This is a genomic window from Dactylosporangium fulvum (genome assembly GCF_025137375.1).
GTDB lineage: Bacteria > Actinomycetota > Actinomycetes > Mycobacteriales > Micromonosporaceae > Dactylosporangium > Dactylosporangium fulvum.
In genome coordinates this window covers 6,093,632-6,105,816 of record NZ_CP073720.1, presented here as the reverse complement: position 1 = coordinate 6,105,816, position 12,185 = coordinate 6,093,632, and the positions used below count along the sequence as shown (strand labels likewise).

Here is a 12,185-nt window from a genome sequence, read left to right as displayed (position 1 = left end):
AACGTCTCCTCATCCGTCCACCGCGACGCCGTTGAGCGTCGGTTCCTACAGGAATCGGTAAGCGACGCCGCCGTGGACCGGGGCCGTCCGCACACCGGCTCTCGGGTTGGCGGCCTCGACCATCCGGCCGTTGCCGAGGTAGATGGCGACATGGCCGGGTGTGTGGATGACGTCACCGGGCATCCATTGTCCGTCGGGGACTCTCCGCCCGCGGGCGGCGATCTGCTCGGACTGGTGCGGCAGTTTGATGCCGACCCGCGCGTACGACGCCATCACGAGACCGGAACAGTCGAACGCTCGCGGGCCCGAGGCGGCCCACACGTAGGGTTTGCCCACCTGGGCGAGCGCGTATTGCAGGACGACGGCAGCCCGGCCGGACGCGGGTGCGGCGACGGCCACGATGTTGCTCCGGGGCTTCGGGGGCCTGCTGCTGCGGGGGTGCTTCGGCTTGCTGCTCGCGGGCTTCACGACCTTGGGTTTCTGCACCGTGGGGGGCCTGGCGGTGGTTGGTCGGACTGCCTGAGGTTTCGACGGTGGTCGTCGGTTGAAGGCGCGGGTGACGCGTTCGGCGGCGACTCGCTGTGGGTCTGGCGGCGCCGGGAGGCTGACGGTGGGTGCCGCCGGTTCGTACGTGGCGACGGCGGCCGGTGCGGGCAGGATGACGATGGACACGGCGACAGCGCCCGCGCACAGGCGGGCCAGCATGGTATACACGACGGCTCCAGGATTCGGTCCGGGGCTCAGCTGCGCATCCCGCGGCCGCTGTTTGCGGCCTCGCGCCCGGCCATCGAGGCACGGGCATTCCGGGAACCCGGACGTGAATGTGCTGTTGTATACGGCCGGAATGAGGGCCGGGTGTCATCTGGAACCTATGGCACACCACAAGATCGAGCAGCGTTCACCAGCGATCTCACACACGCCGTCACCCCGCCACGGGCGGATCTCAGACACGCACCCTAGGGCGCGGGCGCTTGCGTGGCCTCGACGGGCTCCACCCTGGACGGCTGCTCGTCGGGGTTGAGCACGAGAAACACCGAGCCGGCCACGACGCCCGCGATGACCTGGACGACGAGATAGAGCGCGGCGACGTGCCACGCCAGCAGCCCCATCACGGCGGCGCCGATCGTGACCGCGGGATTGAACGCGGCTCCGGAGATCCGGCCGACGGCGATCGCGCCGGCGGCGACCGTGAAGCCGATGGCCAGCCCGTAGAAGGAGTTGTTCGGGTTGCTCCTGCTCGTCGCGACGTTGAGCATGACGTAGGCCAGCGCGAACGTGAACAGCAGCTCGACGAGCAGCGCCGTGACCAACCGCCGTCCGGACACGTCCATGGGCGCGATACCCGTCGGGTTCATCACCCAGTAGGCCACCACCGCACCGACGACACCCCCGGCGATCTGGGCCACCCAGTAGGCGATCGCGTCGGGCAGGTCGATCCGGCGCCGGACGAACACGCCGATGGTCAGCGAGGGGTTGTAGTGGCCGCCGGACACGTGCGCGCCGGCGTAGACCATGACCATCATGACGGCACCGATGGCCAGCGGTGCGAGAGGGGTGCCGGACAGCACGCTGGTGCCGACCGTGAACACCAGGAAGAACGCCCCGATGAATTCGGTGACGTAGGCAGCGTACTTGTGCATGGCTCTCTCCTCACCATGAGCAGGTCGTTCGCTGCGCGGGCACCGCGCCGGCCAGCTGGCCGGCGGCACGCCCGGACTGATGCCCCGTCCGGCGGGATTTAGGCCGCGGGCGGCCGAGAGGTGAGGTCGACGCCGTCCGGGGCACTTCCCGGGTGGGGTTCCTACGCGTTCTCAGGAGGTCCGGATGCGTGCGAAGGACATCATGAGCCGGCCCGCGCACACGGTGCGAGCCGATCAGCCGGTCGCCGACGCGGTCGCGTTGCTCCAGCGGGAACACATCGCCTCGGCCCCGGTCGTGGACGCCGACGGCGTGCTCGTCGGCCTGGTCAGCGAGCTGGACGTGCTGCGCGCCCAGCCGGGTGGCGGATCGCGGCCGGTCAGGGAGGTGATGTCGGGCCACCCGGTCGCCGCCTGGCCCGACGCGGACATCGCGGAGCTCGCCCGCCTGATGGTCGATCGCAACGCGCACAACGTGCCGGTCGTCACCGGGGAACATGTCCTCGGTGTGGTCAGCCACCGCGACGTGCTGCGCACGGTCGTGCCGACCGACGAGACGGCGGCGGCGGAGGCCCAGCGACGTCTCGACACCTACGCGGGTGGACGTCCACAGTGGACGGTCTCGGTCACGGGCGGCGCGGCCGCCGTCACCGGCCCGCTCGACGACGACACCGACCGGGCCGTCGTCGTCGCGCTGGTCGGCACCACCGCGGGGGTCCGCGACGTGCGGGTCGCCGGACCACGGTGACGGGCGTCATCGGACGACGGCCACCGGGCACGCGGCGTGGTGGATGACCGCCTGGCTGGTGGATCCCAGCAGCAGGCCGGTGAAGCCGCCGCGCCCGCGGGAGCCGACGACGAGCAGTTCCGCACCGGCGGACAGTTCGGCGAGCACGGCGGCGGGCTGGCCCCGGACCATGGCACGGCGGACGTCGACGTCGGGGTACTTCCCGATCCAGCCGGTGACCGATTCGGCGAGGGCGCGCCGCTCGTTGTCCTGGAGGCCTTCTTCGTCGTAGACCAGCGGTATCATGTCGCCGGGCCCGGTGGAGACCGGCCACTGGTAGGCGTGGACGACGGTGAGCCCGACGCCGCGGAAGGACGCCTGTTCGAAGGCGAACCGCAGCGCGTGCTCGGCGTCGTGCGATCCGTCGACGCCGACGAGGACGCGGCCGGCGTCCGCGCTGTGCGGCCGGTCCTCGTGGCGCACGACGACCACCGGACACGCGGCGTGCGCGGCGAGTTCGACGCCCACGGATCCGAGGAGCAGGCCGGTGAAGCCGCCGCGCCCGCGGTTGCCCACCACCACGGTCGCGGCGTGCCGCGACGCGTCGACGAGCGCCGCGGTCGCCTGCTGCATCGGCATGTCCGTGCTGACGTCGAGCGACGGCGCCACCGAACGTGCCCGTTGCGCGGCCTCGCCGAGCACGTGTTCGGCGGCCTCCCGCAGGTTCTCCTCGAACGAGGGCGGCAGCGGTACGGCCATCGGCGCGTACATCGCCGGCCACAGGTACGCGTGGACGATGCTCAGCGGGCGTCCCCGGCGCGCGGCGTCGGCCGCCGCCCACTCCGCTGCCCGCAGGCTGTCGGCCGATCCGTCGACCCCGACGACCACTGTCGTTCCGGTGCTCATGACGGTTCCTCCCTGCTGTCCGGATGCCTGGATGCTCTGGTGCGGGTGCCGCTTCCAGCGTCCTTCGTCCACGGTGGACGGCGCCAGCGCTTGCCTCCCGGATCGGACCACAGGACCACCGGCACTGGCTCGTGCCGTCTCGACACAGGCAAATTTACGGTTTCATCCCGTTCTTCACATCCGGATCGCTACCCTGAGGGCGACTTTGTACGGATTGTGAGGAACTGAGTGCGTACCGTCATATTGCGACTGATGAGGGTGGCGATCGCGCTCGTCGCGCTGGCCCCGGCGACGATCGCCACCCCGGCCATGGCCGACGGTCACCGGTCACGGCCCAAGCCGCCGCGGGTGGCCGAGATGACGCCGGACACGCTGACGGACGCGACCGAGGGCGTCCCCTACATGCAGCAGCTGACCTCGACGGCCATGCCGCCGGTCACGTTCTCGATCACTGCGGGGAGCCTGCCGACCGGCATGTTGCTCAGCCCATGGGGCATGTTGTCCGGCATCCCGACGGCGACCGGCTCGTTCAACTTCACGGTGTTCGCGAACAGCCCGTTCCCCTTGTCGGTGGAGTCGAAGCCCTACACGCTGGAGGTGCTGTCACCGGCGCCGACCGTCACCACGACCACACTCGCCGACGCGACGCAGGGCGAGCCCTTCACCGCGACGGTGTCCGCGACCGGCGGCAGCACGCCGTACTCCTGGTCGCTGTCGTCGGCCGCCCCGCCGGCCTGGCTGATGTTCGACCCCGCCACCGGCGTGCTGTCCGGGACGCCGCCGACGTCCGGCACCTTCACCTTCACCGTCCAGGTAACCGACGCGAACAGCGCCACCGACACGCAGGTGCTGACGCTCACGGTGAACCCGTCGCCGCTCGGCATCACCACGACGACGGCACCCGGTGCGGTGAGAGGCGCGGCGTACTCCACGACGCTGGCCGCGACCGGCGGCGTGACGCCGTACACCTGGTCCGTCCACGCGGGAACCCTGCCTGCCGGGCTGACCCTGAACCCCGCCACCGGCGCGATCAGCGGCACGCCGACGACGGCGGGGACGAGCAACTTCACGGTCGAGGTGGCCGACGCGGCCAGCGGTACCGACACGCAGGCCCTCACCATCACGGTCGGCGCCGCGCCGCTCTCGATCACCACCACCACGCTGGTGGCCGGGAAGGCCGGCACCGCGTACTCGGCATCGCTGGCGGCGACCGGCGGCGTGGCGCCGTACACGTGGGCCGTGCACGCCGGGAACCTGCCCGCCGGGCTGACCCTGAACCCCGCCACCGGCGCGATCAGCGGCACGCCGACCGCGGTCGGCGACAGCACCTTCACGGTGCGGGTGACCGACGACGACGCCGTCACCGACGACCAGGAACTGTCGCTGCAGGTGGCCGCCTCCACCACGCCGCCGCAGGCGCCCGCGTCCGTGCAGGCTGTCGCCGGCACCAGCGCCATCACCGTCTCGTGGCCCGCGTCCGTCGCGAGCGTGAGCGCCCCGGTCACCGGCTACACGGCCCGGGCGACGCCCGGCCCGGCCACCTGCTCCACCAAGGTCGGTGACCCGGCCCCGCTGACGTGTGTGCTCGGCGCGGTGGCCGGCGTCACGTACACGGTCACGGTCGTCGCCGACTCCGACAGCGGACCGTCGGCCGCGAGCGCACCGTCGAACCAGGTGACCGTGAGCGCGCCGCAGCCGCCCGCCACGGTCCCGGCGACCGACCTGACACTCACCACGGACCAGGGCGACACGGCCACCGCCGCGCCCGGAGCGTCCATCGTGGTCGCCGGCACCGGGTTCGCGCCGTACTCGACGGCGAAACTCGCCGTGTACTCCGCGCCGCAGGAGCTCAAGACCGTGACGACCGACGGCAGCGGCAACTTCAGCACCTCCGTCACGGTGCCGTCGACGCTCACGAGCGGCAAGCACACCGTCGTCGCGCTGGGCGCGGCGCCGGACGGCAGCATCCGCGTGATGAAGCTCATCATCACGGTCACGGCCGGCGACACGCTGGCCGTGACGGGCGACAACATCACGAGCCTGTGCGCCTCGGCGCTGATGAGCATCATCATCGGTATGGCGCTGCTCCGGCTGGGCCGCGCCCGCCGCGGCCGCTTCACGGCCCTGCTCCCGACGGGAGCCGCCCACAACTTCTGACCCGCGGATGCGCGATGATGCGTCCTATGGATCCCGGGTCTCTGCGTGAGCGACTGCGGCACGTCCACTGGATCGGGGGCGGCAGCGGGGCGGGCAAGTCGACCGTCGCCCGGCGGCTGGCGGAGCGGCACGGGCTGGTGCACTACTCGACCGACGCCGTGATGGGGGACCACGCCGGGCGGAGCACGCCCGGCGACAGCCCTCACCTGCACGGGTTCATCGCCATGGACATGGACGAACGGTGGGTGCACCGGTCCCCGGAGACCATGCTGGAGACGTTCCACTGGTACCGCGGTGAGGGCTTCGGCCTGATCGTCGATGACCTCCTGCGGCTCCCGGCCGGGCCGCCGGTCGTCGCCGAGGGCTTCCGGCTGCTGCCGGCTCTCGTCCGGCCGCTGCTCGCCGAGCCCGGCCAAGCCGTCTGGCTGCTGCCGACGCCCGGCTTCCGGCGGGCCGCGTTCGCCAGCCGGGGTTCGCTGTGGGAGATCGCCGGCCGGACCGGCGATCCGGAACGGGCACTGCACAACCTGCTGGAACGCGACCGGATGTTCACGGACCGCCTTCGGGCGGAGACGAAGGAACTCGGCCTGCGGGCCATCGAGGTCGACACCACGATGACCGAGGACGGACTGGCCGGGCGGGCGGCGCAGACGCTCGGACTCCGAGCGTCTGCGCCGGACCGGTGACGGCGGCGGGCTGAGGCCTGGCAGGATGCCCGGATGACCTACGAGCCGCTGGACGAACGCGACGGTCACGTCGCCGGGATCGAGTCGCTGACCGTGGACGGGCGCCGGTACTACTTCGGCTTCGACCACAGCAGCGACCTGGTCGTCTCCCCGCTGATCGACGACGCCGCGGCGATGGCCGAGTTCGCCGCCGCGCACCTGGCGCAGACCGACGGCCGGCACGACGCGGCCTACTGGTCCGAGCTGGTGGCCGGCGCCGTGGAGGAGTCCATGCTGACCGGCGACCGGGCGGACACCGAGCTGGACACCGGCGCGCTGCGGGCCGGCGAGATGAGCTACCACCTGCGGTACCTCATGGGCGCGGCGGTCGGCTGGACCGAGGACCTGTTCGAGGACGAGGAGGTCGCCGCGGCCCTGACCCGGCTCGGTCTCGACCCGGACGACGGCTGGGAGACCATCGACCGCTGCCTGGGACTCGACGGCCCGGACGCGGGGCTGGTGCTGCGCCGCTACCTCGCCTACCTGGCCGCGGACCTGCCCGGCAACTGGCGCACGATCCTCGGTCCACTGCTCGAGGAGGCCCCGACCGTGCGTGACACCGACCGGTGACCTCGGCCGGACCCGTCGGGGTCCCGGCCGGTGGCCGCCCGTAGCGCTGTCGCCAGGCGGTTATCCGTCGAAGCGGTGGTACGCGCGGTCGTGGTAGACGAGCGGCTGCCCGCCGGACGGGCGGGCCAGGATCTCCAGCACCTCGGCCGCCACCAGGGTCGCGTCGCCGACGGGGACCGCGTGCAGGCGCCGGCAGCGCATCACGACGCCGGCACCGGCGAGTGCCGGTTCGCCGGTCGGCAGGGTCATCCAGCCCTGGTCGGCGGTGAAGCGCGGGGCGCCGCTGGTCGCGAACGCCCGGGCGAGGTCGACGCTGCCGCCGTGCAGCAGGTGCACGACGAACGTCTCCGCGGCGAGCAGGGCACGCGCGGACAGGCCGGCACCCAGGGAGAACGACAGCGCGGGCGGGGCCGCCGACACCGACGCGACGCTGGACACGGTCAGCCCGACGGGGCCGTGCGGGCCGCGCGCGGCGATGAGCGCCACCCCGGCGGGATGGGCCCGGAACGCCGCCCGGAACTCGTCGACCAGGCCGGCGCGGCCGGCGTCGTCCGTTCGCGTCACCACAGCGGTCACCGTCTTGCCCTTCCACCTCGGCCGCGTCCGCCCGAACGGCCACACAAGGGCACGCTAAAACCTCAACCCGTGTTGAGGTCAACGGTCGGCGCGGCACGAGCGCGATCGTCACCTTCGGCCACCTGACCTACCGCCAGGGGGCACCGGCACCACGGCCGGGCGTTCGCGCCGGGACGTCTGCCATTACCCGGAACGACAGAATCTCCCTTCGGAATTGTCCTGTGCGGGTGCGCTCCCATTCGCGGGGAAATACCGATACGGCCGCGTCATTTGGTCCCAAACGACTTGTGTGACAATGTGTTCCGATCGCGCCCCCGGGTAGGTGACCGGGCAGGCGCACATGACCGGTGCGAAAGGGAAGGAACGGGTTGTGGCGAGGCGCGTGATCCAGGAAGTGGTCGACGACATCGACGGCAAGCCGGCGGACGAGACCGTGTCGTTCGGGATCGACGGCGTGGACTACGAGATCGACCTCACCGCGGCGCACGCGAGTGAGCTGCGCGAGGCGTTCGGGCCGTTTGTGGCCGCGGGGAAGAAGCTCGGCCGGCGCGGTGCTGCCGCCGCCCCGGGCCGTGCGGGCCGGACGGCGGCACCGCAGGGCCCCACCCGCGGCGACCGGGACCGCAACCGGGCCATCCGGGAGTGGGCACAGCGCAACGGCATCGAGATCTCGGAGCGGGGCCGGCTCGCCCAGGACGTCATCGACCGGTACGACGCCGCCGGCGGACGCTGAGGCGCGGCGGGGAGCATCCGGCGGATCAGGTGACGCCGGATGCTCCCCGGCCGGCCCGGCGCGGACGTAGCGTCGGACGGGTGGACAGCCGAACCCGTCCGACGGCCCGGCAGGGCTGAGCGGACGCGATCCGCAGGAGGCGATCATGGAGTTCGTGACCAAGCAGCCGACCGTCAAGGCGCCGGCGGAGACGTTCACCGGCGACGCCTGGCTCGATGTGATCGCCCAGGGTGAGGAACCCTCCCGCATCCGGGTGAACGTGGTCCGCTTCGCCCCGGGGGCCCGCAACGCCTGGCACTCCCACGCGGTCGGCCAGACCCTGCACGTCACCGAGGGGCGCGGCCTGATCCAGGTCGCCGGCGGCGAGATCGTCGAGATCCGCCCGGGCGACACCATCCACACGCCGCCCGGCGAGTGGCACTGGCACGGCGCGGCACCCGACCACTTCATGACCCACATCGCGATGTGGGAGGCGCCCGCCGAGGGCCCCGAGGTCCAGTGGGGCTCCCACGTGACCGAAGAGGAATACCACCGGCGCTGAACCTCGCGGACGCACCGGTCCGGGCGCGGTGCCGATCCGTTCCCGGACCGGCGGCGTTGCGCGGACCATGCGGTGACCTCGCCGGCGACGGCGGGCCGCTCGATGGTGCCGGAACAAGTCTCTCCCGCCACCGGCACGAACGGCGGCGGACTTTTCCCGGATATCGGACCTTCCGGAAATTTCTCGGCATCACCGGCGGGTGCCGAATCCTCTCCTAAGTCACATAGGAGATTTGTACGGCCGAACTGAGCGGCGACCACCCGGAATTAACCGCTTGTTGGTGACCCGCCATCGGCATTTCGCCGTTCTCCTATGGTTCGCCGTAGTAAGTTTTCTGAGGCGGTCACGGCATGAGGGGCGGTGGGGATGCGGACGTTGCGCGATGGCGACCAGGTCCGTCCCGTCGTCCTGCGCGCACTGTTCGTCGTCTTCATGGCGCTCGCGGTGTTCATGTGGGCCGTTCCGGGAATGTTCCCGCACTGCGTCGACGGTGCGACGACCACGGCCGCGCACGTCGTTTCGGCGGATGCCGCTGCCGAGGCGCATTCGCCCGAGTCGCCGCACTGCGCCGAGCGTGAGCCGGCGATCGAGGTCCGGTTCTCGTCGGCGCCGGGGGCGCAACAGGTCCGGGTCGTGGTCGGCGACTCGTCCCTCACGGACGCACAGCCCGCCGAGGGGTGTGGCGCCGGGGTGGCGCGGCCTGTCCTGAGCCGCGCACAGCTGCAGACCTGGCGGCGCTGACCCCCGCACGTCCCTCGTTTCCGGCCTTCCCGCGACAGGTCACGGTTCCGCGTGCCCTGCCGGCGTTCCGCCGTGCCCGGTGCGACGCCTGGTGTCCGTCGCCGGAAGCGCCGACGGCCCGACCTGTCCGGGGTCCGTGCCGGGTGATGGCGCTTGTCCAGATACCTCTCAAAGAAATGATCTTGCATGCGAAAGCTGTGGCGGTTCGGCCTGCGGGGCCGGTTGGCGGGTGTGTTCGACGGGCGGGACAACGGGTTCGGGGCGGTCCGGCTGGGACTGGCCCTGTCGGTGGTGGTCGCGCACGCGACGTCACTGGGATTCGGCTGGGAGGACCTGGGGCTGACGGCGTTCCGCGGCCAGACGAACGTCGGGACCTTCGCCGTGTTCGGGTTCTTCGTGCTGTCGGGCCTGCTGATCACGAGGAGTGCGCGGCGGGCGTCGCTGGTGCGGTTCGTGTGGCACCGGGCGTTGCGGATCCTGCCGGGGTTGTGGGTGTGCCTGCTGGTGACGGCGTTCGTGGTCGCGCCGGTGGTGGCGTGGCACGAGCGGGGGAGCCTGGCCGGGTTCTTCGACGGGCCGCGGGGGCCGGTGCGGTACGTGTTGGCGAACTGGTTCGTCGGCGTCCGCCAGTTCGGCATCCAGGACCTCCTCGCCGAGAGCACACCGTGGGGCCGGCAGATCGGCTCGAGCGTCTTCGACGGCGCGTTGTGGTCGCTGGTGTACGAGGTGATCTGCTACGCGGTGACCGGGTTGCTCGCCGTCACCGCGGTGCTGCGCCGGCGGCGGTGGCTGGTGCCGGTCACGGCCCTGGTGCTGTACGGCCTGATCGTCGCCGACCAGGTGCAGGGCCGTGAGCTGGTGGGCCCGCCCACGGCGCACTACGGCATGGTCAACCTGCCGCTGATCGGGGAGGTGTTCCCACACTGGCTGATCTACCTGGGCTTCCTGTTCCTGGCCGGGGCGACGCTGGAGCTGTACCGCGAGCGGATCCCGGTGCACGACGTCCTCGGCGTCGCCTCCGCCGTGCTGCTGGTGGTGTCGCTGCTGGCGGGCGGCTTCTTCGTGGTGGGCTTCCCGGCACTCGTGTATCTGCTGGTGTGGGCCGGCGTGCGGCTGCCGCGGATGTTCCGCGGGGTCGGGCGGCGCAACGACTACTCGTACGGCATCTACATCTACGGCTTCATCGGGCAGCAGCTCTTCGCCAGCTTCGGCCTGAACCGGTGGGGCTACCTGCCGTTCACCGCGCTGTCGCTGGTCGCTGCGGTCGCGGCCGGGATGCTGTCCTGGCACCTCGTCGAGAAACGCGCCATGCGGTACAAGGACTGGACACCGCGCCGGTCCCGCCGCGCGGTGACCGTGCCCGTGATCGTGAGCCCCAGGAGAGCCGCGGTCTGGAGCGGCGACCCCACGGCCCCGAAGGCGGACGTGGCACCGATGGCCGCGGCGGAGGCCGGACCCGCCGTCGACCGTGGTGAGGAGCCGCAGACGGCCCGGAGGTAGGAGTGAAGCCGCCGGGGCGGGGCAGTGGGACCGGATGTTCGGGTCAGTGAAGCTCCGTCACCTTCCGCCACGTGCGGCTACCGGGCTCGTCATCCTCAACTCGGGACTCGGCAAGCGCCACGCGGACGACGACACCGCCGCGGCGTTGCACGGGATGGCCAAGACCACCTACCCGTTCCTGGCGCGGATCCCGCCCAAGACGTTCGTGCGGATGCTGTCGGCGACCGAGATCGCGCTCGGCACCGCGTTGCTGCTGCCGGTCGTGCCGACCCTGGTCGCGGCCGGCGGGCTGACCGCGTTCTCGGCCGGGCTGGTCGGCCTCTACCTGCGGACTCCCGGCATGCGTCAGAAGGGTGGCCTCCGGCCGACCGAGCAGGGTATCGCGCTGGTCAAGGACGTGTGGATGCTGGGTTCGGGGCTCGGCATGCTCGTCGACGAGACGCTGGCGGAGGAGGACGGCCGCCGGCTGCGCTGAGCGGATCATGCCGGTGCTCATCCGGCCCCGGCCGCCGGGCGCGGAAGACTTCAGGTGTGGCAACGATGACCGAGGCCGAAGCCATCGCCTTCCTGGCGGAAGGCACCCACACCGGCAAGCTGGCCACGGCCGGCCCGTCGGCCGACCCGCACGTGGCGCCGATCTGGTTTGTCATCGACGGCCGCGACCTGGTCTTCAGCACCGGCACCACCTCGGTGAAGGGTCGTCATCTGCGGGCCAACCCGAAGGCGGCGCTCACCGTGGACGTGGAGGAGTTCCCGTACCACTTCGTGACCGTCCGCGGCGGGGTGTCGCTCGTCGAGGACCCGCCGGACCTGGTGAACTGGGCGACCCGGATCGCCGAACGGTACGTGCCGGCGGGGGAGGCGGAGAAGTACGGCCAGATCAACAGCACGGCCGGCAGTCTGTTGTGCCGGTTGCGGATCGAACGGCTCGTCGGGGTCCGGGACATCGCGATCGTCTAGCCTCCGGGACGCTCGGCGGCGCTATCAGCGGTCTGTGACCAAACGCGCACCTGTTGCTCAGCTGATTCACAACAATCTGACGCACAGTTGATGCACGTCCCGTCCGGGCTACTGGAGGTACCGCATGCAATCGATCCTCGGCGTCGTGAGCCTGCTGCTGCTCGTCGCGCAGCTGCTGCTCATCGCCCGCGCGGTGCTGGACTGGAGCGTGGCGCTGGCCGGCCCGGCGCCGTCCACGTCGATCCGGTCGCGGCTGTCCTCGGGGGTGCACGCCGTCACCGAGCCGGTCCTCGCCCCGGTCCGCCGGGTGTTGCCACCCGTGCGGTTCAGGTCGGTTGCGATCGACCTGTCGTTCATCGTCGTGTTCCTGGCGATCGTGCTGGTCCGTGCCCTGATCAGCTGACGTTCACAT

15 protein-coding genes are annotated in these 12,185 nt (G+C 71.5%); 11 read left to right on the top strand and 4 right to left on the bottom strand.

Annotation, left to right across the window (positions count from 1 at the left end):
- Positions 1-45: 45 nt before the first annotated feature.
- Positions 46-486 (bottom strand): C40 family peptidase, encoded by a 441-nt coding sequence (locus Dfulv_RS28670; RefSeq protein WP_259856669.1) that lies wholly within the window; start codon positions 484-486, stop codon positions 46-48.
- Between the two features lie 470 nt (positions 487-956).
- The gene (locus tag Dfulv_RS28665; RefSeq protein WP_259856666.1) at positions 957-1,640 is read right to left on the bottom strand and encodes an MIP/aquaporin family protein; all 684 of its coding nucleotides are present in this window, start codon (positions 1,638-1,640) and stop codon (positions 957-959) included.
- A gap of 184 nt (positions 1,641-1,824) precedes the next feature.
- On the opposite strand from Dfulv_RS28665, the gene Dfulv_RS28660 reads away from it, so the two are divergent.
- On the top strand, positions 1,825-2,385 hold the full coding sequence (locus tag Dfulv_RS28660; protein ID WP_259856663.1) for a CBS domain-containing protein: 561 nt from the start codon (positions 1,825-1,827) through the stop codon (positions 2,383-2,385).
- A gap of 6 nt (positions 2,386-2,391) precedes the next feature.
- Here Dfulv_RS28660 and Dfulv_RS28655 read toward each other — a convergent pair whose 3' ends face one another.
- Entirely contained in the window at positions 2,392-3,270 is an 879-nt protein-coding gene (locus Dfulv_RS28655; RefSeq protein WP_259856661.1) for a universal stress protein, read from the bottom strand.
- Positions 3,271-3,522: 252 nt separating this feature from the next.
- Between Dfulv_RS28655 and Dfulv_RS28650 the strand changes: the two genes are divergently transcribed.
- The 3 genes from Dfulv_RS28650 to Dfulv_RS28640 are packed head-to-tail and all read left to right on the top strand — an operon-like array spanning position 3,523 to position 6,722.
- Entirely contained in the window at positions 3,523-5,427 is a 1,905-nt protein-coding gene (locus Dfulv_RS28650) for a putative Ig domain-containing protein (RefSeq protein ID WP_259856660.1), read from the top strand.
- Between the two features lie 26 nt (positions 5,428-5,453).
- Positions 5,454-6,113 carry an AAA family ATPase gene (locus tag Dfulv_RS28645; protein ID WP_259856659.1) on the top strand — a complete coding sequence of 220 codons (660 nt, stop codon included), beginning with the start codon at positions 5,454-5,456 and terminating at the stop codon, positions 6,111-6,113.
- Between the two features lie 33 nt (positions 6,114-6,146).
- Complete coding sequence (locus Dfulv_RS28640; RefSeq protein WP_259856658.1) at positions 6,147-6,722, top strand: hypothetical protein; 576 nt, start codon at positions 6,147-6,149, stop codon at positions 6,720-6,722.
- Between the two features lie 60 nt (positions 6,723-6,782).
- Here the strand turns inward: Dfulv_RS28640 and Dfulv_RS28635 are convergent, their stop codons facing one another.
- Entirely contained in the window at positions 6,783-7,289 is a 507-nt protein-coding gene (locus tag Dfulv_RS28635) for a flavin reductase family protein (RefSeq protein WP_259856657.1), read from the bottom strand.
- A gap of 379 nt (positions 7,290-7,668) precedes the next feature.
- On the opposite strand from Dfulv_RS28635, the gene Dfulv_RS28630 reads away from it, so the two are divergent.
- The 7 genes from Dfulv_RS28630 to Dfulv_RS28600 all read left to right on the top strand — a co-directional run bounded on the left by Dfulv_RS28630 (position 7,669) and on the right by Dfulv_RS28600 (position 12,176).
- Entirely contained in the window at positions 7,669-8,031 is a 363-nt protein-coding gene (locus Dfulv_RS28630; RefSeq protein WP_259856656.1) for a histone-like nucleoid-structuring protein Lsr2, read from the top strand.
- A 145-nt stretch (positions 8,032-8,176) separates the two neighbouring features.
- Positions 8,177-8,572 carry a (R)-mandelonitrile lyase gene (locus Dfulv_RS28625; protein ID WP_259856654.1) on the top strand — a complete coding sequence of 132 codons (396 nt, stop codon included), beginning with the start codon at positions 8,177-8,179 and terminating at the stop codon, positions 8,570-8,572.
- 366 nt (positions 8,573-8,938) lie between these two features.
- Complete coding sequence (locus Dfulv_RS28620) at positions 8,939-9,313, top strand: hypothetical protein (RefSeq protein ID WP_259856652.1); 375 nt, start codon at positions 8,939-8,941, stop codon at positions 9,311-9,313.
- A 186-nt stretch (positions 9,314-9,499) separates the two neighbouring features.
- Positions 9,500-10,813: an acyltransferase family protein gene (locus Dfulv_RS28615; protein WP_259856650.1), complete on the top strand. Its 1,314-nt coding sequence runs from the start codon at positions 9,500-9,502 to the stop codon at positions 10,811-10,813.
- 46 nt (positions 10,814-10,859) lie between these two features.
- Positions 10,860-11,288 carry a hypothetical protein gene (locus Dfulv_RS28610; protein WP_259856649.1) on the top strand — a complete coding sequence of 143 codons (429 nt, stop codon included), beginning with the start codon at positions 10,860-10,862 and terminating at the stop codon, positions 11,286-11,288.
- Positions 11,289-11,353: 65 nt separating this feature from the next.
- The gene (locus Dfulv_RS28605) at positions 11,354-11,773 is read left to right on the top strand and encodes a PPOX class F420-dependent oxidoreductase (protein WP_259856648.1); all 420 of its coding nucleotides are present in this window, start codon (positions 11,354-11,356) and stop codon (positions 11,771-11,773) included.
- 124 nt (positions 11,774-11,897) lie between these two features.
- Positions 11,898-12,176 (top strand): YggT family protein, encoded by a 279-nt coding sequence (locus Dfulv_RS28600; RefSeq protein ID WP_259856647.1) that lies wholly within the window; start codon positions 11,898-11,900, stop codon positions 12,174-12,176.
- Positions 12,177-12,185 lie beyond the last annotated feature (9 nt).

What these genes read in the sequence shown, in the direction of transcription:
- Dfulv_RS28665 (WP_259856666.1), bottom strand. Translation starts at nt 1,640, where the DNA reads ATGCACAAGTACGCTGCCTACGTCACCGAATTCATCGGGGCGTTCTTC.
- Dfulv_RS28660 (WP_259856663.1), top strand. Translation starts at nt 1,825, where the DNA reads ATGCGTGCGAAGGACATCATGAGCCGGCCCGCGCACACGGTGCGAGCC.
- Dfulv_RS28655 (WP_259856661.1), bottom strand. Translation starts at nt 3,270, where the DNA reads ATGAGCACCGGAACGACAGTGGTCGTCGGGGTCGACGGATCGGCCGAC.
- Dfulv_RS28650 (WP_259856660.1), top strand. Translation starts at nt 3,523, where the DNA reads ATGAGGGTGGCGATCGCGCTCGTCGCGCTGGCCCCGGCGACGATCGCC.
- Dfulv_RS28645 (WP_259856659.1), top strand. Translation starts at nt 5,454, where the DNA reads ATGGATCCCGGGTCTCTGCGTGAGCGACTGCGGCACGTCCACTGGATC.
- Dfulv_RS28640 (WP_259856658.1), top strand. Translation starts at nt 6,147, where the DNA reads ATGACCTACGAGCCGCTGGACGAACGCGACGGTCACGTCGCCGGGATC.
- Dfulv_RS28625 (WP_259856654.1), top strand. Translation starts at nt 8,177, where the DNA reads ATGGAGTTCGTGACCAAGCAGCCGACCGTCAAGGCGCCGGCGGAGACG.
- Dfulv_RS28620 (WP_259856652.1), top strand. Translation starts at nt 8,939, where the DNA reads ATGCGGACGTTGCGCGATGGCGACCAGGTCCGTCCCGTCGTCCTGCGC.
- Dfulv_RS28615 (WP_259856650.1), top strand. Translation starts at nt 9,500, where the DNA reads ATGCGAAAGCTGTGGCGGTTCGGCCTGCGGGGCCGGTTGGCGGGTGTG.
- Dfulv_RS28605 (WP_259856648.1), top strand. Translation starts at nt 11,354, where the DNA reads ATGACCGAGGCCGAAGCCATCGCCTTCCTGGCGGAAGGCACCCACACC.
- Dfulv_RS28600 (WP_259856647.1), top strand. Translation starts at nt 11,898, where the DNA reads ATGCAATCGATCCTCGGCGTCGTGAGCCTGCTGCTGCTCGTCGCGCAG.